The following is a 23668-nucleotide window of genomic DNA, read 5'->3' on the forward strand; positions in this document are numbered from 1 at the left end:
TGACGCTTGCGACAACCTCACCCGCCCGTGAGGAGGCGGTCCAGAGGCGCGGTGGGCAGCGCGATCCAGCCTTCTGTGCCCGCCACACCTTCCTGCTCGCTCGTCGGCACGGTCACGAGGCCGAGGGCCGACGCGCGTGCGGCGAGCGCGGACACGACAGCATCCGTGGCGTCGTCAGAGGCCCGGCAGAGCGGCTCGTACTCTCCCAGCTCCAGCCACGGCGCCACCTCCAGCATCCGGTCCACAAGCCGCCCCAACTCGGTGAGGTTGGCCGTGCGCTTGTACCCCCGGTACGGCAACCCCCACCCCTTCAAGCAAGCGGCCGGATACACCTCCACAACAGCCCCTCCACCACGCCGATCCACCGGCCGCCCCCGCCGTGCGAGCTCGGCCAGCACAGCGGCGCAGCGCATGGTGGCATGCCCGATACGGTCGGCCGACACGCTCAACGGCGTCAGCCCCGTCTGCTCGTACACCGCCTGATCGGTGACCCGCAACGCCAGATCCCGCCGCCACGCCCGGCCCGCCACCTCCTTCGGCACCTCAACATGCCCGGCGCGATGGGCTGTGACGAAGTCCACGAACTTGTCGGGCCAGCCGAGCGGGCAGTCGATCCCCGCCTTGCCGGCGCCCATCACCGCCTCAACGATCAGATCATCGTCCGCCCCGACCACCACCCTGACCAGCCGGACACGGCCGGCCGACCAGTCCAGCCACGCCACCGCGGTCCGCACCGCCTCCGCGGCCAGGTCGATGCCGACCGTCAACATGCCCTCACGATAGAGCCGCGTCCCACGACCGGGCGATCAACACGATCTCGGAAATGCCCAAATCTCCGGACGCCTTCGGCCCGAACCGCGCCTTCAGGGGGTCTCGGTGGCATCGGCGAAATTCTCAACGGACATGCAGGTCAGAGCCTCCGCGAGGACCTTCGAGAACAGCTTGGAAGAGGGTCCCTGACCTGCACCTATCGCTCTCTTACCCGATCATTCAGTTAGAAGGTATCACGTGCGCGATTGACCATCACGCTTCGTTGGGTTATAACTTCTAACGAACGCGATAACTCATAGAGAAAGAAAGCAGCCGTGAACAGTCATCCCCTCGTCCAGGTCGTTCTGCCGGGCATCGTGGCCCCGGAAGGCCTGCAGATCCGACACACGACCGTGCCGGACCCCGGCCCGGGACAGATCGTGATCGCCATGGAGGCGACCGGTGTCTCCTTCGCCGAGCAGCAGATGCGCCGCGGGCGGTACTACGACCAGCCGCCGTTCCCGTTCGTGCCCGGCTACGACCTGGTGGGCCGGGTGCTGTCGACCGGCCAGGGAGTCGACCCAGGCCTGGCCGGACGGCGAGTGGCTGCGCTGGTCAAGGTCGGCGGCTGGGCCAGCCACGTGCTCGTCGACGCGAAGGACGCGGTCGAGGTCCCCGACGGCCTGACCGCGGCCACGGCCGAGACCGTCGTGGTCAACGGCGTCACCGCCTGGCAGATGCTGCACCGCAAGGCCCGCGTGCGCGCCGGGCAGACCGTCCTGGTGCACGGCGCCGGCGGCGGCGTGGGCCTGGTACTGGTCCAACTCGCCCGCGCAGCCGGCGTGAAGGTGATCGGCACGGCCTCCACCCGGCACCATGACGCTCTGCGGGAGTTGGGCGTCACCCCGGTCGACTACCGCACCGGAAACGTGCCGACCCAGGTCCGCAAGCTGGCCCCCGGCGGAGTGGACGCCGTCTTCGACCACGTCGGCGGACGCAGCGTCATCGACTCCTGGCACCTGCTCGCCCCCGGCGGCACCCTCGTCGCCTACGGCAGCGCCTCCACCCGCGACGACACCGGCTCCAAGCAGTGGCCCGTGCTGAAGATCCTCGCCCGCACCTGGCTCTGGAACATCCTGCCCAACGGCCGCCGCGCCCACTTCTACAACATCTGGGCCGGCCGGACGCTGAACAAGGACCGCTTCCGCGCCCGGCTGCGCAACGACCTGACCGAGGTCTTCACCGCAGTCCGCCGCGGCGACGTCACCGCCCGCATCGCCACCCAGCTGCCGCTCACCAGGGCCGCCGAAGCCCTGCGCCTGGCGGAGTCCGGCACCGTCACCGGCAAGGTCGTCCTGACTCCCTGACCCTCATGGCCCCGGGCCGGCACCGCCACGCCACACCCTTATGACGCGGGGCGTTCTTGGGAGTCGACGTAGGAACAGCATGGCCACGGCGAGGTAGACGACGTTCTCCGCGTTGATGCGGAGGTGTTCGTAGCCCCTGGACAGACGGTGGCACCGTCCCAGCCAGGCGAACCTCCGCTCTACCAGCCAGCGACGTGGCCCTGTGGGATGGAGATCTACAGGACGCCTGTGCGGCGTGCCGGGACGCAGGTCGGCGCGTCAGTATCTGCTGTCCTCCGCATGCCTGGCGAGCCCATCGACCATGCGTTGCATGAAACGGGTCAGGTACCAACGCCAAAAGGGGCCAGACAGCGGCAACTTAGGTGCAAAGCGTGCGGACCAGACTATGTCCGTGCCGCCATCACGTGGCTGTGCCAGTTCGACGGCACCTTGGTAAAACAGGAACGGTCCGTTCAGATTCTCGTACACGAACCGCCTGTCGTTGATCAGCTCGACGATTCGCTCATGTGAGACGGCTCCGCCAGTACGAAAGACTCTGGTGTCACCCACCCGCTGGGGATCACCCGGATCGCCGACTTCAACCTCTGCGACGTCGATCCGCGACCACAGGGGCCAAGTACCCGCGCGGATCAGGGCTGAGAAGACGACGTCGGGGTTGGCTTGTGAGTGCGCCGTCACGGTATAGGTGTACGTCATCCGTCAAACGTAGGGCTGCGTTGTTATCCGAGGGCATGCGGCAGATTGCCCACATGGCGATCAGATCTTGCGGTAGACCGACGGCCGCACACCGACGTGGCGCAGGAACGCCGACGACAAGGCGCCGGGTCCGGAGAAGCCGCAGCGCTCGGCGATCTGCTCGACGGTGAGGGTGGTACCCGACAGCAGTCGTTGTGCCAGCTCGATCCGAAGCCGGGTGAGAAACCGATGCGGTGTCTCACCAGTGGCGTCTCGGAAGACACGCACGAAGTGGTAGACACTCAAGTGCGCCTCAGCTGCGATGTCGGCGAGAGTGAGCGGCTCGGCCAGGCGGTCCTGCATGACGGCGATGCCTTTGCGGACGGCAGCGTGCTCACTCTTCGGCACGCGCGGTTCCCGGCCCTGAGACAGGAGGTGGACCGCGAGGAACGCCGCAGCTGATTCGGCATACAAGTCACCCACCTCCCGGTTGGCCGGCAGGGACCGGACGAGGTGTTCGACGACCGGGTCGCCCGTGCCCAGTCTGGCGGACAGCGCCTCGAAGTCCGGCTCGGCACCGCCCAGTTGAGCTGCAGTCCGCTTGATGACAGCCTGCGGAATATGCACCTGGATGGTGGACAGGGCCGATGTCGCTTTGTAGCTGCGCACTGTTGACCGACCCGGCACCATGAGTTCCAGCCGGCCGGCCGTCCAACGGCGCTTGGCCGATGACCCGTCAGAGCTGACCTGCATTGTGGCCTCTCCGGCCGTGCACAGCACGAGATGCAGGTCGGACGTTCCGGGCAGCAGCAGATGCTCGACCTGGCGTGCGTGCACAAAACGTTGCACGAGCAGCGAACGCCAGTTGGCGTCATCCCAGCTGCAGTAGCTGCGCCGCACGTACTGTGCCATGTCGATATCGGCATAGGGCGCCACATCGAAGTCAGGCGAATCGAACACGGCGGGAGTCTAGTTCCACGTCCGTCACTCAACCGGCACCCTGTGATCGACATCGATGACTTCTCTCGCCGTCGCCCAGGCGACGCAGGCGGCGCGTGCGCGTGCTCCAGCCTTCAGGCGTCGAAGCGGCGGCGGGAGGCCTCGATGTGACCGAGGTACTGGTGGGTCCAGCCGCACATGCCATCGACCGTTGCCCGCAGGCCTTGGCCCGGCTCGGTGAGGGTGTACTCGACCCGCGGCGGCACGGTGGGGTACACCTCTCGCTCGACCAGGCCGTTGCGCTCCAGCATGCGCAGGTTCTGGGTGAGCATCTTGTGGCTGATGCCCTCGATCTCGTTCCGCAACTCGCTGAAGCGCAGGGTGCGGTCACCGATGGACTCGATGATCAGGAACGCCCACTTGTTGGCGACGTCCGAGAAGATCTCCCGCGCCAAGGAGTCCGCGCGCCTCAGGTCCGCTTCCTCGAGTGAGCCCTTGAACTGCTTGGTCACCATCAGGTTCCCCAGTCGCTGAAAAGTGCGTTCTTCCATGTCAGCGAACACTCTCCTACAGTTCCTGAGTAACCACAAGAGACTACGAGCGTCCTGGTTTGACGGACGCGGGCTCACCGGAGCCCGGACAAGGAGGCAGACAGCATGGCCATCACCCTGGTAAACCCCAAAGAACTGCCCAAAATCGATGTCTACCGGCAGGTGTCGATCGCATCAGGGTCGAAGCTGGTCTTCATCGCCGGGCAGGTCGCCTGGGACGCCGATGGAGTCACGGTCGGCGAAGGTGACCTCGCCGCGCAGGTCGAGCAGTGCTACCTCAACATCGGCACCGCGCTGGCCGAGGTCGGCGGCTCCTTCGACGACGTGGCGAAACTGACCGTCCACGTCGTCGACTGGACCCCTGACAAGATGCCCTCACTCCTGGAGGGGATCTCCCGGGCGGCCGCGAAGCTGGGGGTCACTCCGGTCCCACCGGCCACACTGCTGGGCGTTGCGGCACTGGACCTCCCCGACCATCTGGTCGAGATCGAAGCCACCGCGATCCTCGACTGAACAGATGCTTGCGGCTCTCAGTCACAGAGGGCGGCTGAGAGCCAGCCGGTCTGCGGGATTGCCGGGGTTTGCCAGGTCTTGTCGGCGGGCTGCCCCTCGAGATCGACGCGCTGCCGGCCGACACCGCCGATCAGGTGATGAGCGTGACACTACTCAGGGAAAGCGCTTTCCGCTACGCTGGCCGGATGCTGCTGCTCACCTTCGACGACTACTTCGTCCGCACGTGGAGCGCGGTCCGCGGGCTGTTCACCGCCTACGACGCGCGGGTGTCGTTCTTCATCAGCGAGCCGGACCGCCTCGACGCCGAGGAGTGGCGGATGCTGCGCGACCTGGCCGCCGACGGCCACACGGTGGGCGCGCACGGCTGGCGTCACCGCTGGGCGCCCGACCGCATCGCCGAACTGGGCGGCGACGGCTACTTGGCCGAGGACGTCACCCCCTGCGTGGAGCTGCTGCGCGCCCAGGGGTTCGCGCCGCGCTCCTTCGCCTACCCGGTCAGCCGCCACTGCGAGAAGAGCGACCAGGTGCTGGGCGGCGTGTTCAGCCGGTTGCGCGGCGGAGTCCCGGTGAAGCCGGCCGTTGACCTGTCGACGCTGGACGACCTGTTCGTCCCACTCGCGGAGGTCCCCTCCCGGCGGGTGCTGCTGGGCGCCTCGATCGACACCGGCAAGGCCTTCCGGCCCGCCGGTGTCGGCGACGCCTCCGTCTCGGCCGCCCTGCGGCGCGCGGCCGACCGGCAGGAGTGCCTGACGCTGTACGGCCACGCCGTTGCGGACCGCCATGAGGCCAACCACACCGCGCCCGCGCGAGTGGAGGCGATCCTGGCTCAGGCTGCCGAGCTCGGCCTCCCCTGCCGGGGCTTTGACGAGCTCGACGCTGGAGTAGCCGGGCACGCCTGACCTGGTGATCACTGGAACGTGCGGCGTTTCATGGGACGGGGCTCCTCGAAACGGAGATCGTGCCGTCCGCGTCCAGGTGGTTGAACAGGACGGCGTCACCCTCGGGGGTGAAGACGGGATGCGGATGGAAGGGGTGGGAGGCGGCTCGTGTCCTGGCCAGCCGTACCTGCTCGCCGGTGGCAACCGCGATCAGCAGCACGTCGGAGACGTCGCCCGCGTCCTGCCAGCCCCGGCCGGGGCGGTCGGCGGGGCCGGTGGTGTCCACGACCGCCCAGCGGCCGTCGCGACTGACGTCGCAGTGCCAGTGCCGCTCGCCCCGGGCGACCAGCCGGGGCGGCCTGTCGGGATAGACCAGGTAGAGGCCGCGGGGGCCGGCCTTGCTCTCGCCGTAGGCGATCACGGCGGCGCCGAGGTCGTGGTGGAGCCAGCGTTCGTGGCCGACGGCGACGAACTGTCCTGGCAGGTCGGAGATCTCGTGCTGGTCCAGGATCTGCCTGGTCTGGCCGTCGTGCCACGCCCACACCCGGTCGGGCGTCGCGGTCGCCGGGCCCTCGTGGGCGAAAGCCACCCAGGATTCGTCGAAGGGGCTGTGGTGCGGGTGGTTGGCGAACCAGGGCTTGGTGAACAGCTCGGTGGTGGTGCCGGTCGCCAGGTCGAAACGCAGGCAGGTGCGCTGGTCACCGTGCTCGACCATGAGCAGGACGTGAGCGCCGTCGGCGCTGATGCTCGTGAGGTCTTGCAAGGCAAGACCCGGCCCTCGCGTGACGAGCCCGAGCGTGTCCGGTGTGAAGACGCGCTCGGCGCAGCCCGGCTCGTCGGCGACGTACAGGGCGTCGTCCCAGATCCACGCCACGCGGCCGGTGTGGCGGGCCACGTCGGGGTAGACGGGCCGCACCTGACCGTCCCGGCGCGGCGCGACCTCCGCGACGAGGTGCTCGCCAGTTCCCTCCCGGACCACGATGGCGGTGGCGCCCGCGCCCGTCCGGTAGCGCGAGAGCACGAGGCGGCCGTCGTGGAAGCCGTTGGCGTGCGGGTAGGTCAGGTGCGTGCCCGTGGACATCAGACTCCTATCAGCTGGGCCGAGCGGAACAGGGCAGGGTTCTTGGGGGCGCCGCCGACGCCGCTCCCCCACTCCAGGTAGCCGTCGCGGGCGTCGCTGCCGGTCGCCGCGTCGGCGTCGTTCACCAGGAACGACAGGCCGATGACCTGCTTGGGCGGGGCGTCGAAGCCGAGCGACCGCCACGGCACCGCTAGGTGATATTTCGTAGTTTTCGCTGTTTCATCGCGATTTATCGCGATGTTGGCACCGGGGGTGGAGCCCGTCTGCTGGCCCGGCGGCGGACTCCAGGTGTAGGCGATAGGGCCGCTCGGCAGTAGGGCGGCGCCGACCTCCACACGGGTGCCGGTCAGCTCGCTGGGGAAGGCCGAATAGATGTCGAACTGGATCGAGTCCACCTGCCAGGCCAGCGCCGGGTCGGTGCGGTTGGCGTTGTGGACGTCGTCGATGATCACGGCGTCCAGCACCAGCGCCTCTGGCGTGTGGGTGAAGCGGACGGTGCCCGACAGGTCGTCCGGGCCTGTGCGGGTGCCACCGCGCAGGCTCACCCAGTTCCCCAGCGTGCTGAGGTCGACGGGGTCGAGAGTGGCGGCGTTCGCGGGCTCGATCTGGGTGTAGCTCATCGACCCGCTCTCCAGCGCGTTCCCGGTCGCGACGGTGTAGGCGTAGGAGACGTACGGCTTGACGTCCGGCACCGCAGCCTCCACATCGGCCGAGGACTTCGGGGCGACCTCGGGCGGATCGGCGATCGTGCCCTGCCAGGAGCCGAGCCGCCAGCCCACCGGGCCCGGCTTGAAGGCCGTGGCCGGGCTGTTGTTGGTGATCGTGATCTTGAGCTTCTTGCCCTCGATGGCCGGGCGGCCCTTGACGGTGTACGGCCTGACCACGCTGGTCTCGGTTCTGAGCCGGGCCAGCTTGCCCCCGTCGGAGGCCACGGTGGCGGTCACCGCCCGCTTGCCGGTTACGGGGGCGGCCGGGAGCTCCAGCGTGACGGAGGTCTTCTGCCCCTTCCGCGTGGTGAGTATGGCATGGACGTCACCGGCCGCGACGTCCACGGTGCCGGGCAGCTTGGCGCCCGTGGTGCGGTCGGCGGTGACGGTGACCGACAGCTTCTCGCCCGTGACCGACTGCTCGGGCGTGCCCACCGACAGCGGCGAAGCCTCGACCTTGACCGACGTGACAGGCCCGGCGACGAAGACGGGGCTGCCGTCGAGGTCGAGGCGGACCTTGCCGGCCTGCGGGCTGAGCGTGGTCGCCGCGCCGAACTGGTCGGTGAGCGTGATGTTGCCAGTGGCGTTCAGCGTGACCGAGCGCGCCTGGGTGGCCCACAGCACGCGGCTGCCGCCGCTGATCGGGTAGGAGTACACCTCGGCGTCGCCCAGGTCCTGCCGGGCGCCCAGGGTGTGGCCGGCCAGCTGGCGGATGAGCACGGCCTGGGAGATCGCCGCGGGCTTGGGCGACGGGGCCGCGACGCCGGAGACGGGCCGCCGGAACTGGCCGAAGCGGTGCTCGCGCTCGCCAGGGTTGTCGCCGTCGTCGAGGATGTCGTACCAGAAGTACTTCGACGCGCCCGCGATCCTTGCCAGGACCTGCGCCCTGATGACGAAGTCGGCCTGCTGGGCCTCGGTGGACCCGGCGGTGTGGGTGGGCCAGCCGTTCTCGCTCACCCACACCGGCATGTTCTTCTTGGCCTTGACCTTCTGCACGAGCTGCGGGAACTCGGTGACCAGGACGGTCTGCTCCGGCGGCGTGCCCGGCCCGTTGTTGGTGTAGCCGTAGAAGTTCACGCTGAAGGTGTCGAGGTAGTCCAGCCCTCCCTTGGCGATGAAGTCGTCGTGCCAGGCCGGCTGGGTACCGGCCGAGGTGGGACCGACCACGTTGGCGGACGGGTTGGCCTGGTGGATGAGCGGATAGACGGCCTTGACCATGTTGTAGTAGCACTGCGCGGTGATGCCGCAGGCCCCGTCGTTGAACCCGGTGGAGTTGAACTCGTTGTAGACGGAGATGTCGCCGCCGTACTTCTGCGACGTGGCCGCGCCGTACCTGCCGAAGGCCGCCAGGCCCTCGGGGGTGCTCGGCGTCTTGCCGCCGTCGTAGAGCGTGTTGCGGTAGCCGAGGATCGGCATCGAGGTTATCCCGTACCGCGCGGCCGTGGCGTGCCCCTTGTCGAAGGCGTAGGCCGTGAAGTCGTAGACCCCCGGCTGCTTCTCCACCGCGCTCCAGCCGGAGTCGGAGCGGGTCTCGCTCCACCCGATGCGGCTCGCGGTCTCGAGCATGGCGGCCTCGGTGGCGGCCTGCCAGCCGTAGTGCATGGCGACGGCGAACCAGGGGTCCTTGGCTGCCAGCGGCGTGACCACGCCGAAGGAGGTCGTCCTGGTGGTCAGCTCGGTCGAGGCGGTCAGCGTGTAGTAGCCCGGACTGAGCGTGGAGATGTCCAGGCTCGCCTTGCCGTCGTTGACGGGCAGCGTGCCGGAGCGGATCGGCACCCCGGCCGGGTCGCCGATCGTCCAGGCGATCTGGTCGGCCCCGGAGGCGAAGGTCAGGGCGTTCTGCCCCTGGGTGAACACCAGCGACTGGTTGGTCACGGTGAGCTGGCCGGGGTCGGTGAAGTAGACCTCGACCTTGGAGAAGCAGATGCTGGGCATGGCCGTGGCGTCCGCCTTGACGTTGAGGCGGAGGTCGGCGCCGTTGGTCCGGTTCTTGAAGTTGATGTTGTTGAGCTGGAACTCGCCGGTCTTCCAGGCGTTCGTCCCGGTCAGCGCGAGGTTGGCGCTGCCCTGGAAGGCGCCGTTGGTCGCGTCGTAGTGAATGTCCACGCCGACGGGTCCGGCGTCGTAGTAGCGGACCACGACCCAGGCCGTAGTCGCGCCCGCCGGGATCGAGGCGTCGGCCACGTCCACGTAGACATAGCGGTCGTACGGCGTGCCCATGGTCTGCCAGCACGACACGCCGGCCTTCTCGGTCGTGACCGTGGCGGGGCTCTTGTCGGCGTCGCCCGGCCAGGCCTTGACGATGCCCGTGTAGACGGGGTCGGCGCCGAGCGTGGCGCTGGCCGCCGGGGCGGCGGCGTACGCGGGTACCGCGCTCACCAGCCCGCTCGTCAGCGCGATCGCGGCGAGCACGACGATCCGGCGTAACCCACCGGCCAGTGCCCGTTTTACAGTGTTGCTCATACGAGATCCCTTCTCGTGCGCGGGCCGCCCGCCCTCTTCGTCGTCGCGCGGGCGGCCCGCGGTGTCCGTGTCACCATTCGCCCGTCCCGCCGAACCGCTCGCGGGCGGCCTCGGCGAAGGCCTTGCCGGCCCTGTCCAGGTCCTCGATCACCTCCTCGATCGACCTGCCGGCCCGCCGGGCAGCGGGGATGACGGTCTGGCACTCGTTGGCGTCCATGAAGGCGGCCGCCTCCAGTAGGCGCTCCTCGTCCTCGGACGGGATCGCGAGGAAGCCATGCTTGTCGGCGTGGACCAGCTGACCCGGCCGGATCGTCTGGCCGAACACCTCGACGGGCACACCCCAGCGGACGGGCCTGACGTGGGCGTGGCCGACGCACAGCCGCCTGGCCAGGGCCTTGAACCCGGCGTCGGTCATCTCGTCGAGGTCGCGGATCGCGCCGTCGGTGATCGTGCCGACGCAGCCGAGCGCGCGGTGGGCGTTGCTGTTGACCTCCCCCCAGAAGGAGCCGACCGTGCGGGGCTTGTCCAGGTCCTGGACGACCACGATCTTGGGTCCGTCGACGGAGGCCACGTACCGGCGGTACTCGGTCCACACTCCCGCCGGGTGCGCCGGGTTGCTCGGCTCGACGACCACCGTCACGGCCCGCCCCACCATGGAGCCCATCTGAGGCATGAAGTCGCGGCTCTCCTCCTGGTGGAAGGCGATGTCGTGGCCGGTGATCTGTTCCCAGCCGTTGTAGACGGTCGGGGTGTTCCAGCGTTTGAGACGCAGCACGGGGCTCCTCTAGGTGCGGACGAAGACGGGTGTAGGGCCGAGCGTCAGCGTGTACGGCGAGGCGTGCGTGGACGCCCTGCCGTAGGCGTCGACCACGGTGATCGGACCGTCCCCGGTGAGCGTGATCGTGGCCGAGGTGGTGGACCACAGCACCCGGGTGTCGCCGAAGCGGGCCGACCGGACCGGCAGCGCGACACCGTCGTTGCCGAGGTAGGGTTTGGCGCCGATCATCCGGGCGGTCACCGCCTGGGCGACCAGCGCCGGTTTCGGGGCGTTGGCCGTGACGGTGACCAGGTCGGTGGCGACCGGCTGGCGCATCATGCCGAAGTTGTGCTCGGGGTTGGCCGGGTCGGATCCGTCGTTGACCAGGTCGTACCAGTAGATGCGTGTGACGCCGAGGGCCCCGGTCACCGCGTACAACCGGATGAGGTTGTCTGCCTGCTGCAGCTCGGTGGTGCCGTGGCCGGTGTCGGTGGGCCAGCCCATCTCGGTGAGGTAGATCGGCTTGCCCTGGACGGTCTGTCGGAGCCCGGCGATCGTGTCGCCTGACCCGGCCATCCACTCCGGCCCGCCGGGGTAGTGGTAGGGGTGGACACTGTAGGCGTCGAGGTTGTCGAGGCCGCCGAGCCCGGCCAGGGTCGGCGCGAAGCAGCCCGAGCAGTTGGAGATGCCGATCGTGGCAGGGGCGACCACGTTGGCCTCCGGCCCGACCGCTGCCGCGACGCCTTTGAGCACGTCGAGGTAGCAGACCGGGGTGGTGCCGCACGCGCTGGTGTTGAACGTGCGGGCGTTGTACTCGTTGAGCACCTCGACGTTGTCCTCACCGTAGCGGGCCAGCAGCGCGGCGGCGAACTTGCCGAACGCCGCGATGCCCTCCGGGCTGCTGGGGGTGCGCCCTGCGTCGTAGAGGGGGTTGGCGCCGTCGGCGATGAACAGCGGCGTCAGCCCGAGCGCCTGCGCCCGCTCCACCTCTGCGGTGAAGCTCGCCGGGAAGGTGTAGACGCCCTTGCCGGTCTCGAACCTGTTCCACCAAGCGTCCTCCCTGATGTGGCTGATCCCCGCCTTGCGGGCGTCCTCGAGTACGGCCAACGGCCAGCCGGCCCGGCCGATGTGCACGGACGCTCCGTAGGGCGCCTCCGCGCCCATGGCGGGCACCGGCTCGATCACCGCGAACGACGTGGTCATGTCGGTCGGGTCGGCGGCGCCCGCGTGCATGGACAAGGTGTAGTAGCCGGGTTCGAGGTCGTCGATGGGGATTGTGGAGCTGCTGGACGACATCCATCGGGTGCCGGTCCGGACGGTGGCGTTCTTCTCGTCGGCGATGCGGTAGCTGATCGAGGCCGCGGTGGAGCCGATCGCTATCGGCCCCGTCCCGCGTGTGAACACCAGGCTCGGCGACGTCACCACGAGGGTGAACGGCCCGGCCGCCATGCGCCCCGTACCCGCCGCCCCCAGGTAGCCGCTGGAGGCGGCGTGCCGTCCGGAGATGTCCGGCATGGCATGCCGAACATCTCCGGACATTTCGGGATACGAGAGGTAGGGCGCAGGAGCGGAACAGAGCACGAGGGGCAGCAGGGCCGCCAGGACGCGGATCACCGGACCAGCCTCACCTGCTGGTACTGGACGAGCTTCCAGTTGTTGAGGCCGTCGCCCCAGCTCTGCCATCCCGCCAGGCCGAGCGAGCGGTAGTTGTCCCTGGGCTGCCCGTCGTTCTTGTTGACCGTAAGAGTGAGGGAGAAGTCGGGCCGGTCGGGTGAGAGCGGCCTGACCTTGTCCCACGGGATGGCGATCAGGTACGTGGTGGTCTTGGCGGCCTCGTCGCGGGCCACCTCGACCTTGGCGCCCGGCATCGGCCCGACGCCGTACTCGCGGGGCAGCGACTCGACGAACACGCCCTGCTCACCGGCGTAGAGCATGTACCACTCGGCGCCCCACCTGCCCAGGCCCTCGCCGGGCTGCCCGGGTTGCAGGCCGATGCCGATGCTGTCTCCCGCGGGCAGCCACTCGTTGCGGGCCGCCACCTTGTGGGTGGGCTCGTGGACCACGGCCGAGACGTAGAGGTTGCGCCGGTCCCACGTGGCCCACAGGTCGCCGTCGGCCACGTCCGCGTTGATCTTGTTGTACGTGCCGACCGTGGCCAGGTCGACGACCGGGACGTCGTCGAGGCCTTCGAGCCTGCCGCCGCGCAGGCGCGGCGTGGCGCGCTTGATCGGGCTGATGCCGAAGGCGTCGGCGTCCTGGGCGGTGGTGCCGTCGCCGAGGCGGGCGGTGACGGTGACCGGCTTGACCGCGAAGGGCGTCTGGCCGGGCACGTCGGCTTCGAAGGTCTTCGAGGTCAGCGGGTCCAGGGGTGCGTCCGCGTCCACGGTGCCGCGGGCGTCGCCGAACGTCCAGTCCACGGCCGACACCGTGGCAGGCCGTCCGGAGCGGTTGGCGACCTCGATGCGCAGGGTGCCGTCGCCGGGCCGGACGTTGACCTCGACGGGCGCGGGGACCACCTCGACCTGGACGGTCGCCAGACCGGCCACGACCCCGCGGATCGTGATCTTTCCGGTCAGGGTACGGGTGCCCGGGACCTCCGCGAGGGTGCCGCCGTCGAAGGACACCTTGGCGCCCCCGTCGGCGGTGACCTCGACCGGGATCGTGGTGCCCGCGGCGACCCGGGCGGGGGCGGAGAGCCGTACAAGGGGGTCGGGGTGGACCTTGCGGACGTCGGCGCGGACGTAGAGCGGCGCGCCGGTGAGCGTGAGGTGGATCCAGCCGCCCACGGGCGTCAGCGTGTGCTCGGCGCCGAGCATGTCGGCGACCGTGACCGGGCCGTCGGCGCGCAGCTTGACCTGCCTGGCCGTGCGGTCGCTGGTCCACAGCGCCGTGCTGGCGTCGAAGCGGGCCGCGTGCAGGGCCGGGTCGCCGGTGTCGAGCGCGTCGCGGTAGGCGCCGGCCAGCTCGCGGGCCGCGGTGGCGTAGGCCAGGTAGGACGGCTTGACGGTCAGTCCGGTGGCCGCGGGGTCGGGGGCGCGCAGCAGGCCGAAGTTGTGCTCGCTGTTATCGGACGAGGTGCCGTCGTTGACCAGGTCGTAGAGGAAGTACTTGGCGACCCCGTTGGCCTTGGCCTCGATGAGGGCGCGGGCGACGGACTCGGCCTGGGTGTTCTCGCTGACGCCGACGCCCTTGGCGGTGGCCGAGCTCCAGCCCTGCTCGGTGACCCAGATCGGGATCTCCTTGCCGTCGTTGTACTTGCGCATCAGCGCCTTGAGCCCGTCGAGGTCGAGGCCGAGCCCCTCGGGGGCGCCGGGCGCCCGGTAGGGGTGGACGGCGACGGCGTTCATGTGCTTGAGCCCCCCGAGCTGGAAGAGCTCCTCCCACCAGTCGAGCGGCACCTTGAAGGAGGATCCGCCGATGACGGGCACGTCGGGGTCGGCGACGCGTACGCCGTTCCAGGCGGCCTCCAGGAGCTTGGCGTAGCACTTGGCGCTCTGGGAGCAGACGCCGCTGCTGAAGCCGCCGTAGTACTCGTTCCACAGCTCCAGCGCGCTGACCTTGCCCTTGACGTGCTCGGCGACGGCCTCGGCGTACTTGCGGAAGGCTTCGTAGTGCTCGGACCGGCTGGGGATGCCGCCGTAGTCGCCGTTGCCGAGGCCGAGGAAGAGCAGCGGGCGCTGGCCACGGGTGTTCAGGTCGGCGATGTAGCGGTCGTGGGTCTCGTTGAAGTGGTACTCGCCCTTGGGCCTCTCGACGGTGTTCCAGTAGACCAGGTCGACGCGGACGTTCCCGATGCCCGCGCGGGCGGCCAGGGAGGCGGTGTCATCCCAGGCGACGCCGGCGGCGAGCCTGGGGTGGTGGTTGACGCCGAACATCGATCCCGCGTCGGCCTCGACGTCGCCGGCGACGGCGAAGCCCGTGGTGCGCCGGCCGACGGCGATCGTGTAGTAGCCGGCGGGCAGCGTGCCCGCGTCGATCGCGCCTTCGCGGGTGGCGGCGTCCACGGTGACCTCCCCGTCGGCGACCCTCGCACCGTCGTAGCCGCGTACGGTCCAAGGCACCGTGTCGTCCTTGGCGCTGAGCACGCCGAAGGTGGCCCGGGTGCCGGGCTTGAACAGGTTGCCCGTGGTGGTGACCTTGACCTGGGTGTCCTCGGTGGCGAAGGGCGAAGGGGTGAAGGCCAGGCGGGCCGCGCAGATCGGCGCCGGGCTGCCGCCCATGCCGTTGGCCCAGGTGGCGATCCGCATGTCCCGGCCGTACTGCCCGCCGGCGAAGGCGCCGTCGGTGATGAAGAAGTGCGCGGTCTTCCAGGTGTTGCTGCCGGTCAGCGGGACGCTGTTGGTCTCGCGCCAGATGTCGGACCCACCGGCGTCGTAGACGAGGGCGAACTTGCCGCTCGGGCCGTCGAAGTAGTCGATGTCCACGGCGGCGTACGGCTTCTTGAAGGCGGGATCGAGGGTGAGGTAGATGTACTGGCTCGGGCGGCCGGGGCCGATCTCCCAGCAGTCCCGCCCGCCGTATGTCTTGACGTTGACGGCGGGGTCGTCGCTGCCGGGGCTGGCGTCGACGGCCGCGATGCCGGACTTCTCCAGGGTCTTGCCGAAGACGGCGACGGCCGAGGCGGGAGCCGCCGTCTGGTCGATGACCAGATCGGTGGCACGCGCGGGCGTCGCGACGAACAGTGATGCGAAGATTGCGAAGAGTAGTAACAGGCGGGATCGCATGGGCGGTGATCCTCTCTGCCGGAGGTCATCAGACCGGGTAAGGGTGTGCCGCCTCGAAGCCCAGCACCAGCCGGGCGAATGTCAGATCGAGCGGTACGGCACGGCCCGGCAGCACGGAGCGCCGGGGAAGGCCGGGAAAGTAGCGGTCCAGCAGATCTTCGGTGGGCTGGAGGGCCAGGGTGTCGGGCGCCGCCACGAACATCACGGAGGCGCCGGTCAGCGGGCGGGTGATCGACAGCCAGAAGGCGCGGGCGGCGTCGCGAGAGTCGAGGTAGGCCCACAGCTCCCTGGCGCCGTCGGACGGGTCGGCGGCGAACTCGGCGGCGCGGTCGTGCAGCCGGTCGCCGGGATCGCCCACGAACGGCAGCCGCAGCGCCACCACGGTCATCCCGAACAGCCTGGCCGCCATCCGGGCGGTGGCCTCGTCGGCCTCCTTCGACAGCCCGTAGGGGTCGGCGATCTGCAGCGGATGGAGCTCGTCGACCGGGACGTAGACGGGGGCCACCGGGTGCGGGGAGAACGGCAGGCCGAGGACGCACAGGCTGCTGGCCGTGACGGCCCGCCGGACGCCGGCCCTGCCGGCCTCCTGCAGGACGGTGAACGTGGCGCGGGTGTTGTTGCCGTACACCTCCAGGGGTGGGTGGTCGGTGGGGCTCGGGATGGCGGCCAGGTGGATGACGGCCTCCACGTCGCGCAGCGCCAGCCGTACGACCTGGGGATCCCCGGCGTCGCCCACCACGACCCTGTCGGCCTTGAGGTCGCCGGGGTCGTCCATGACCAGCGCCGTGACGGGCACGCCCTGCTGCGCGCAGTGGGCGAGGACCGCCCGGCCGATGAGCCCGCTCGCGCCGGTGACGAGAATGCGTTTCAACCCTTGACTCCTGTGAATCCCACGCCGCGCACGATGTACTTCTGGAAGACGATGAACACCAGCACGGGTGGCATCAGCGCCATGAACATCCCGGCGATGACCGTGTTCTCCTCGGCGAACTCGGCCAGCCTGGGCAGCGCCACGGATATGGGATGGGCTTCGGTGTCGGAGAGGGCCACCATCGGCCACAGGAACTCCTTCCACGCACCCATCAGCGTCAGCAGCGACACGACCGCGATGATCGGCTTGGACATGGGCAGCAGGATCTGCCAGAACAGCCGCCACGGTCCTGCGCCGTCGACCTGGGCCGCCCCGAACAGCTCGCGCGGGATGCCGTCGAAGAAGCGCTTCATCAGCAGCACGGTGAAGGCGTGGGCGCCGGCGGGCAGCCACACGGACCACAAGGTGTTGTCGATGTGCAGGTCGAGCACGGTCAGGTAGAGCGCGACCAGCGACACGCTGCCCGGCAGGAACAGCGTGGCCAGCACCGCGCCGTAGATGATCCGGCCCGCCCTGGGCCGCAGCACCGACAGCGCGTAGGCGCCCATGAGGCAGACCACGAGCTGTACCAGCCACGACCCGCCGGCCAGGATCACGGTGTTGAGCAGGAAGTGGCCGATGCGCAGCTCGCTCCAGGCCTTGCCGAGCACCGGCCAGGCCGGGTTCGAGGGCCACGGCCGGAGCGGGTCCTTGATCAGCTCCTGGGTGGGCGACAGCGCGCCCTTGATCGTCCACAGGATCGGCCCGAGGCCGACGATGACGACGCCGACGAAGACCGCGAACTGGGTCGAGCCCAGCGCGGCCCGGACCACGGGACGCTTGCGGTCGAACTCCGAGATCAGGCTCATGACGCGCTCCAGGTCCTCGTCGCCCGCAGGTACACCGCCGACAGCACGCCCAGCACAACGGCCAGCAGCACCGACAGCGCGGCTGCCATGCCGTAGTCGCCGTAGACGAACGCGTAGCGGTAGATCAGCAGCAGAACGGTCACCGTAGAGTCCTCCGGGCCGCCGTCGGTCATCACGAACGGCTCGGTGAACACCTGGAAGGTGCCGATGATCTGCAGCAGCAGCATGAGCAGCAGCACCCCGCGCAGCTGTGGCAGCGTGATGTGCCAGATGCGCCGCCAGATGGACGCGCCGTCGCTCTCGGCCGCCTCGTACAGCTCGTTCGGCACCGCGGTGAGTGCCGCGATGTAGATCAGCACGGTGCCGCCGGCACCCGCCCAGGTGGCTTCGAGCACCAGCGACGGCATCGCCCAGTTCGTGTCCTGCAGCCAGGGCAGCTTCACGCCGAGGACGCTGTTGAACAGGCCGTAGTCGGCGTTGTAGAACCACTTCCACAGCAGCACCGCCACCACGGGCGGCACCGCGACCGGCAGGTAGACCAGTACCCGGAAGAGCCCGCCGCCGCGGCGCAGTTCCGACATCACCACCGCCAGGAACACCGGCACGGGGAAACCGAAGATCAGCGCCAGCGCGGTGAACCAGATCGTGTTGCGCACCGCGATGCCCAGCAGCGGGTCGGCGAACAGGTTGGAGAAGTTCTCCAGCGCCACGAACTGCGCCGGGTCGACCAGGTTCGTCTGCTGAAAGGCCAGGAGTGCGCTCTTGATGATCGGCCACCAGGAGAAGCAGGCGAACACGAGCACCATCGGCGCCAGGAAGAACGCCGTGGCGAACGACCGCTTCCTCCTCGCCTTGCTCCTGCTGCTCCTGCTGCTCGTGGCAGGTCGTTCCAGGACCGCCGTCACCGCTGGGACCTGTCGAGGATCGGCGTCACCTTCTCCGCCGCCGCCTTCAGCTCCGTCGCCGGGTCGGCGTCCTTCCTGGTCAGTACGGCCTGCACCACGGAGTCCAGCGCGGCGTAGAGCTCCTGCCCGGCGACCGGCGGCTCGACGACGAACTCCTGCTTGCCGACGGTGGTGACGTAGGAGTCGAAGTTCTTCAGCGGCACGTTGGAGTCGGCGCGCTCGGCCTGGATGACGGGGCCGGAGATGGCCTCGTCGTAGAAGGGCAGCTGGGGCACGCCCGCGGGCAGATTGTCGGCCGCCTTCTTCTTGGTCCGCTCGGAGGCCGGCGCCGGATCGTACTTGGGCCGCAGGTAGTAGTAGTCGATCCACTTGACCGCGGCCGCCCGCTGCTCCGGGGTGGCCTTCGGGCTGACGACGGCCACGGTGCCGCCGAGCAGCGTGCCGCCGCCGGGGCCGAGCGGGAGCGCGGCCTGGCCATAGATCTCGGCGTCGCCGCCGAACTTGGTCTTGAAGCTGGAGAACAGGTTGGGCGCGCCCATCATCATCGCGACCTTGCCGCCCGCGAAGTCGCGCAGCAGGTCGTCCTGGTTGCGCAGCTGCTGGGCGCCCATCGAGTCGTCTTCCCAGCGCATGGCCTTGAGCAGGCTGAGCGCCTGCAGCGTGGGCCCTTCCTGGAAGGCCACCACCTGCCTGTCGCCTTCGGGCTTCTCCATCCGGCCGCCGAAGGCGTAGGTGAGCGTGGTGAGCATCCAGCCGCCGGTGTTGGTCGTGGAGTGCATGCCGAAGCCGGGCACGCCGGTCTTCTCGGCGATGATCTTGGCGTCCTTCCTGACCTCGTCCCAGGTGGTGGGCGGCTTGTCGGGGTCGAGCCCGGCCTCGTCGAACAGCTTGCGGTTGTAGACCAGCCCTGCGGCGTAGGCCTCGGTCGGCAGGCCGTAGATCTTGCCGTCGGGGCCTGTCGCGGGGGCCAGGATGCGCTTGTCGAAGTCCGAGCCGTGCTGGACGGAGTTCATCTCGCCGGTGATGTCCGCGATCTGGCGGCGCTTGAGCAGCGCCTGCGGGTCGGTGAGCGGGACGCGGAAGACCGTCTCCAGCTGCCCGGCGGCCAGGCGCGCGGCGAACGTCTTGACGTCGTACTGCGCGTCGGTCGGCTTGAGCTTGATGTTGGGGTTGGCCTTCTCGAACTCGGCCACGTACTTCAGGAAGTCCTTCTGGCTTGCCGCCTGGGTACTCGGCGGCATGCCGGAGACGGTGATCTCGATCTTGCCGTCGCCACTCTTGGCGTCTGCGCCGCAGGCCGCGGCTGCCAGCAGGAGCAGTCCCGCGGTGCCTTTCGCCAGGGTTGCCTTCATCGGGACTCCATTCATGCCGGGGGGTCCATGCGAGTCGAAACGAACGCTATATATAACGCGTTAACGTGTAAAGCACGGATCGGTAACGTGGATGAAATCCGCCGAGTTAACGCGTCAACTATGGTGCCTCCAGGCCGCCGTCGGGGCGCCGGACGCCGGCGGCCCAGCGCTCGTGCAGGTGCGTGACAGGCGGATACTTCGCCGCCAGGCGCTCGTCGAGGTCGACGCCCCAGCCGGGGGCGCCGGAGGGGTGGAGGTGCCCGTTGACCGGGTTGGGCGTACCGGGGAACACCTCGCACACCGCGTCCGGGTACACGTGCGCCTCCTGAATGCCGAAGGCGGGCGTGGTGAGGTCCAGGGCGAGGTTGGCCGCCACGCCCACGGGCGAGACGTCGCCCGGGGAGTGCCAGGCGGTGCGTACGCCGGTCAGCTCGCACAGGGCCGCCAGCTTGCGGGCCGGGGTGAGGCCCCCGATGGCCGAGATGTGGCAGCGCAGCAGGTCCACGCTCTGGTTGAGGACGAGCCTGGCCGCGTCCTGGACGCTGACGAGCAGCTCACCGACCGCGATAGGCACCGGCGAGGCGGCCCGCACCTCGGGCAGGCGGTCGTAGTGCTCGGGGGCGACCACGTCCTCCAGGAAGAACAGCCGGTGCTCCTCGAGCGACCTCGCCAGCAGGATCGCCTCCTTGGGCGTGAGGCGGCTGTGCACGTCGTGCAACAGGCCGACCTCGCCGCCGAGCTCCTGCCTGGCCCGGGCGAACAGCTCGGGCGTCGTGCGGAGGTAGTGCCCGACGTCCCACCCGTCGGGGTGGGGGGACTCCGGGTAACCCCCGCGTCTCCCCGGCGCGCCGTACGTGCCGATGCCCGGCTGGCCGACCTGGAGCCGGATGTTGCGGTACCCCTCCCGCATCAACTGCCCGGCCTGGTCGAGGGTCTCCTCGACCGTGGCCTGGCCGGCGTGGATGTAGAGCGGGGCGGCGGCTCTCACCTGGCCGCCGAGCAGCTCGTAGACCGGCATACCCGCGCGCTTGCCCGCGATGTCCCACAGCGCCATGTCCACGCCGGACAGCGCGTTGTTGAGTACCGGGCCGCCGCGCCAGTAGGACGACAGGTGGATCATCCGGGTGATGTCCTCGATGTCGGCCGGGTGCCTGCCGACCAGCATGGGCGCCACGTGGTGTTCGACGGCGGCGGCCACGGCGTGGAAGCGCTGGGTGAACGTGGCGCACCCCAGCCCGTAGAGGCCGTCGTCGGAGGTGTCGACCCGCACGACCACCAGCGGGATGCCCTCCGGGGCCGTGACGACAGGCCGTACCCGGGTGATGCGCAGCCCGTCCCGCGCGGCCCAGGGGGCCTGGGTCTCGAGCATCACGGCGTACGGCTCACGCGGTGTCGTGAGAGCGGTCATGCGGGGAACCTCGTCGGGTGGTCGGGGGTTGTCACGGCCAGACCGTCCCAGCTCCAGCGGATGCCGCCGGGCACCGGCTCGGCCGTCAGGCGGCTCCGGGCGGCTGCGGGGCCGGTGACGAGCTCGACCGCCAGGGCGGCCTTCAGCACTGCCTCGTGGAAGTCGACCGGCCGGCGCGGCCCGCGGTAGAGCACCGCCTCGGCGGCGACCTCGCCGACCTCCTCGACCAGGTTCCACTCGGCCTCGACGCCCAGAAACGACGCGGGCGCGGTGTGCACGAGCGCGCTCCGCTCCCCCGCCGACAGCGCGAAGGCCCCGTCGCCCAGGGACTTGCCGGTCACGCCGACCCCCTTCAACGACACCCGCAGCCGCAGCTCCTCCATCTCAAAGAGGGAGTCGACGGGCTTGTCCAGGTTTGGATGGAAGTCGCCGGAGTCGTAGCTGAGCCACCACCCCGACAGCGCCCGCGGCCCGTCCTGGGCCTGGCGGCACCAGGCGGCCGACAGGTCGTGCCCGTTGTGCAGCATCCGGACGCGCAGCACCACGGCCGGATCCTCGGCCGTGCGCCAGTACCCCAGCAGGGGTCGCCGCTGCGTCCACGCGAACTCCTCGTTCACGCTGCCCAGGCAGGCCTCCCGGGTGAGCCACGTGGTCCCGGTGACGCCGTCGTCGAAGGTGGTCACCACCTCGGCCGGATCCGACCTCAGCGTGTTGAACCGCGCGGCGATCTCCGGCGGGCAGGGCAGCGGCGGAAACAGCCTCGGCGTCTCGTCGGAGTCCGCCACCCCCGGCCTGACGGCCAGCGGCGCCCCGGTCTGCTGCGCCAGGTAGGACACCAGCGCCGGGCGCAACCAGTCGTCGTAGGCCCTGGCGTGCGGCCCGGCCAGCTGCCCGGTGCCCGGGTGGAAGCGCTCGGCCAGCGTTTCCCACACTCGCACGCGCAGCCGCTCGACGATCGCCCGCACCTCGGGATCCCGCACGATCAGCGCCGCCCGCTCGGCGATCTCCAGCAGGAAGGGGCTGTAGGCGGGCGAGTTGTACTCGGCGAAGCGGCCCTGCCCCTCCAGCGCCACCAGCCTGCGCCGCGCGTAGTCCAGCAGGAACTCCTCGCCCAGCAGCTCCCCCGCCGCCGCCGCGGTCACCGCACCGAGCATGGCGATGTTGGTGTAACGGGGACCCACGTTCCGCCGGAAGATCGACATCGCCGCGTGCCGCAGCGCCTCGGCCACCCGGCCCTCCAGCACGTCACCGTGCACGGCCAGCACCTGGGCCAGCCGTACGCCGATGAAGTCGGCCCAGTTCCAGTCGGCGGGGCCCATGTGCGCGGGGGGCTCCTCCAGGAAATAGCCCCACAGGCCGTAGTGCTCGTCGAGCGGGTCGGCCACCTGGAGGTCGACGATCGCGCCCAGCACCTGCCTGGCCCGATCCTCGCGCCCGGCCTGCAGCAGCGCGAGCGCGTAGTCGGTCGACTCGCGCGTGTCGTGGACGCGGGTGCCCGCCGGGAGCCTGGTGTGGTATCCGTTGGTTCGCGAGAGGCGCCAGGGCAGCCCCACGTCAAGGTCGTAGCGCTCGTCCTGCGTTCTCAAGAACGTCTCAAGGTTCACCTGAACGGTTCCTTTCGCCGAATGTCGCCCGACGTTAGTCTTAGCGTGTTAACGTGTCAACGATTACACACTTGGACACAGGGGGCGCGATGACCGAGACGGGCGACATCCAGGAGCCGCTCTACCAGCAGGTGAAGCGGGATCTGGTCGCCGCGATCTCGCGCGGGGAGTACGTCCCCGACGAGCCGTTCATCAGCCAGCGCGAGGTCTGCGAGCGCTTCGGCGTGAGCACCACGACCGCGGTCCGCGCGCTCAACGAGCTCGTCACCGAGGGCTATCTGGTACGGCAGCGCGGCCGCGGCACGTTCGTGGCCGAGCGGCAGGCTTCCCCTCCGGCGGCCAGGGAGCGCTCGATCGCCTACATCATGCACGGTCACGGCCCGCACAACTCCGACATCATCGACGGCATCGAGTCGGTCTGCGCCGAGCTGGGCTACCGGATGTTCCTGTCGAACACCAAGGGCTCTGCCGCCCTGCAGGAGAAGGCGCTGCGCCAGGCGCTCGACACCCATGCCGGCGGCGTCGCCCTCTACCCGGTGGACTCCCACCCCGACTCCCCGGCGCTGTCCGAGCTGAGGTCGCGCGGGGTGCCGGTGGTCATGCTCGACCGCTACTACCCGGAGGTCCCCAGCGACGCGGTCCTGTTCGACAACTACGCGGTCGGCTACCGGCTGACGGAGTACCTGATCGGGCAGGGGCACCGGCGGATCACCGCGCTGTGGGACGCCACCGACTGCACCAGCGTGCAGGAGCGCCTCACCGGGCACGTGCAGTCGCTGCGCGAGCACGGTATCCCGATCGCGCCCGAGCTGACCGCGTTGACCACCTACCTGCGCCTGCCCGACGAGCGCCGCCGCGAGATGCTGGCCGGGCTGCTCGACCGGGCGCAGCCGCCGACCGTGCTGCTGTGCGCCAACGGTTACGTGCTGGCGCACGCGGCGACGGACCTGACCGCGATGGGCGTCGAGGTGCCCGGGCAGGTCGAGCTGGCCGGCATGGACGACGCCGGCCCCTTCGACCTGCTCCCCCTGACCGTGGCCGCCGCCCACCTGCCGTCCAGGGAGATGGGCGAGCGGGCGATGCGCCTGCTGGCTGAGCGCATCGACCGGGCGGGGCAGCCCCTCGAGGTCGAGCACGTGGTGCTCCCCATCGAGATCAGGACGCGGGAGAGCGCCTCGGCCTACCTTCGCGTGGTCGCGGCCGAGTCCGCCTGAGCCCTCCCTTGCCCACCCTTCCCCTGACGGGTTAACGTGCCCGGTAAGCGCTTTCCGTCAC

Annotated in this window: 20 protein-coding genes; 4 read left to right on the plus strand and 16 right to left on the minus strand. The window is 69.8% G+C overall.

The genetic code is table 11. From position 1 onward, the window contains the following. Positions 1 to 17 precede the first annotated feature (17 nt). The gene (locus ABZ297_RS06685; RefSeq protein WP_355340463.1) at positions 18 to 770 is read right to left on the minus strand and encodes a DUF429 domain-containing protein; all 753 of its coding nucleotides are present in this window, start codon (positions 768 to 770) and stop codon (positions 18 to 20) included. A gap of 315 nt (positions 771 to 1085) precedes the next feature. Between ABZ297_RS06685 and ABZ297_RS06690 the strand changes: the two genes are divergently transcribed. Then, positions 1086 to 2117 carry a medium chain dehydrogenase/reductase family protein gene (locus ABZ297_RS06690; RefSeq protein WP_355340466.1) on the plus strand — a complete coding sequence of 344 codons (1032 nt, stop codon included), beginning with the start codon at positions 1086 to 1088 and terminating at the stop codon, positions 2115 to 2117. Positions 2118 to 2120: 3 nt separating this feature from the next. Here ABZ297_RS06690 and ABZ297_RS06695 read toward each other — a convergent pair whose 3' ends face one another. From ABZ297_RS06695 to ABZ297_RS06710, 4 genes are all read right to left on the minus strand, one after another. Beyond that, a complete protein-coding gene (locus tag ABZ297_RS06695) occupies positions 2121 to 2366 on the minus strand; it encodes a transposase (RefSeq protein WP_355340539.1) in 246 nt (81 codons plus the stop codon). 9 nt (positions 2367 to 2375) lie between these two features. Next, complete coding sequence (locus ABZ297_RS06700; protein ID WP_355340469.1) at positions 2376 to 2813, minus strand: SRPBCC family protein; 438 nt, start codon at positions 2811 to 2813, stop codon at positions 2376 to 2378. A 60-nt stretch (positions 2814 to 2873) separates the two neighbouring features. Continuing rightward, a complete protein-coding gene (locus tag ABZ297_RS06705) occupies positions 2874 to 3752 on the minus strand; it encodes a helix-turn-helix domain-containing protein (protein WP_355340472.1) in 879 nt (292 codons plus the stop codon). 113 nt (positions 3753 to 3865) lie between these two features. Continuing rightward, complete coding sequence (locus tag ABZ297_RS06710; protein ID WP_355340475.1) at positions 3866 to 4282, minus strand: helix-turn-helix domain-containing protein; 417 nt, start codon at positions 4280 to 4282, stop codon at positions 3866 to 3868. Between the two features lie 105 nt (positions 4283 to 4387). On the opposite strand from ABZ297_RS06710, the gene ABZ297_RS06715 reads away from it, so the two are divergent. Continuing rightward, positions 4388 to 4795, plus strand: coding sequence for a RidA family protein (locus ABZ297_RS06715; RefSeq protein ID WP_355340478.1), 408 nt, complete (start codon positions 4388 to 4390; stop codon positions 4793 to 4795). A gap of 68 nt (positions 4796 to 4863) precedes the next feature. Continuing rightward, positions 4864 to 5694 (plus strand): polysaccharide deacetylase family protein, encoded by an 831-nt coding sequence (locus tag ABZ297_RS06720; protein WP_355340481.1) that lies wholly within the window; start codon positions 4864 to 4866, stop codon positions 5692 to 5694. A 28-nt stretch (positions 5695 to 5722) separates the two neighbouring features. On the opposite strand, the gene ABZ297_RS06725 is transcribed toward ABZ297_RS06720, so the two are convergent. From ABZ297_RS06725 to ABZ297_RS06775, 11 genes are all read right to left on the minus strand, one after another. Beyond that, positions 5723 to 6754 carry an oligogalacturonate lyase family protein gene (locus ABZ297_RS06725; protein ID WP_355340484.1) on the minus strand — a complete coding sequence of 344 codons (1032 nt, stop codon included), beginning with the start codon at positions 6752 to 6754 and terminating at the stop codon, positions 5723 to 5725. Continuing rightward, positions 6754 to 9924 carry a hypothetical protein gene (locus tag ABZ297_RS06730; RefSeq protein ID WP_355340487.1) on the minus strand — a complete coding sequence of 1057 codons (3171 nt, stop codon included), beginning with the start codon at positions 9922 to 9924 and terminating at the stop codon, positions 6754 to 6756. The genes ABZ297_RS06725 and ABZ297_RS06730 overlap by 1 nt, the downstream gene beginning before the upstream one ends. A 70-nt stretch (positions 9925 to 9994) precedes the next feature. Then, positions 9995 to 10699, minus strand: coding sequence for an RraA family protein (locus tag ABZ297_RS06735; protein WP_355340490.1), 705 nt, complete (start codon positions 10697 to 10699; stop codon positions 9995 to 9997). Between the two features lie 9 nt (positions 10700 to 10708). Next, the gene (locus ABZ297_RS06740) at positions 10709 to 12220 is read right to left on the minus strand and encodes a hypothetical protein (RefSeq protein ID WP_355340493.1); all 1512 of its coding nucleotides are present in this window, start codon (positions 12218 to 12220) and stop codon (positions 10709 to 10711) included. Between the two features lie 71 nt (positions 12221 to 12291). Continuing rightward, positions 12292 to 15405, minus strand: coding sequence for a glycosyl hydrolase (locus tag ABZ297_RS06745; RefSeq protein WP_355340495.1), 3114 nt, complete (start codon positions 15403 to 15405; stop codon positions 12292 to 12294). A 28-nt stretch (positions 15406 to 15433) separates the two neighbouring features. After that, positions 15434 to 16276 (minus strand): NAD(P)-dependent oxidoreductase, encoded by an 843-nt coding sequence (locus tag ABZ297_RS06750; protein ID WP_355340498.1) that lies wholly within the window; start codon positions 16274 to 16276, stop codon positions 15434 to 15436. Beyond that, positions 16273 to 17124 carry a carbohydrate ABC transporter permease gene (locus ABZ297_RS06755; RefSeq protein WP_355340501.1) on the minus strand — a complete coding sequence of 284 codons (852 nt, stop codon included), beginning with the start codon at positions 17122 to 17124 and terminating at the stop codon, positions 16273 to 16275. The genes ABZ297_RS06750 and ABZ297_RS06755 overlap by 4 nt, the downstream gene beginning before the upstream one ends. Beyond that, positions 17121 to 18029 carry a sugar ABC transporter permease gene (locus tag ABZ297_RS06760; RefSeq protein ID WP_355340504.1) on the minus strand — a complete coding sequence of 303 codons (909 nt, stop codon included), beginning with the start codon at positions 18027 to 18029 and terminating at the stop codon, positions 17121 to 17123. Before ABZ297_RS06760 ends, ABZ297_RS06755 begins: the two co-directional genes overlap by 4 nt. Continuing rightward, entirely contained in the window at positions 18026 to 19381 is a 1356-nt protein-coding gene (locus tag ABZ297_RS06765; protein ID WP_355340507.1) for an extracellular solute-binding protein, read from the minus strand. The genes ABZ297_RS06760 and ABZ297_RS06765 overlap by 4 nt, the downstream gene beginning before the upstream one ends. Positions 19382 to 19499: 118 nt before the next feature. Beyond that, positions 19500 to 20789, minus strand: a complete 1290-nt coding sequence (locus tag ABZ297_RS06770; protein ID WP_355340510.1) for an enolase C-terminal domain-like protein — start codon at positions 20787 to 20789, stop codon at positions 19500 to 19502. Next, complete coding sequence (locus tag ABZ297_RS06775) at positions 20786 to 22393, minus strand: hypothetical protein (RefSeq protein ID WP_355340513.1); 1608 nt, start codon at positions 22391 to 22393, stop codon at positions 20786 to 20788. Before ABZ297_RS06775 ends, ABZ297_RS06770 begins: the two co-directional genes overlap by 4 nt. Positions 22394 to 22482: 89 nt before the next feature. On the opposite strand from ABZ297_RS06775, the gene ABZ297_RS06780 reads away from it, so the two are divergent. After that, positions 22483 to 23607, plus strand: a complete 1125-nt coding sequence (locus ABZ297_RS06780; protein ID WP_355340516.1) for a GntR family transcriptional regulator — start codon at positions 22483 to 22485, stop codon at positions 23605 to 23607. Positions 23608 to 23668 lie beyond the last annotated feature (61 nt).

The sequence above is a fragment of the Nonomuraea sp. NPDC005983 genome, assembly GCF_040614375.1.
Classification (GTDB): domain Bacteria; phylum Actinomycetota; class Actinomycetes; order Streptosporangiales; family Streptosporangiaceae; genus Nonomuraea.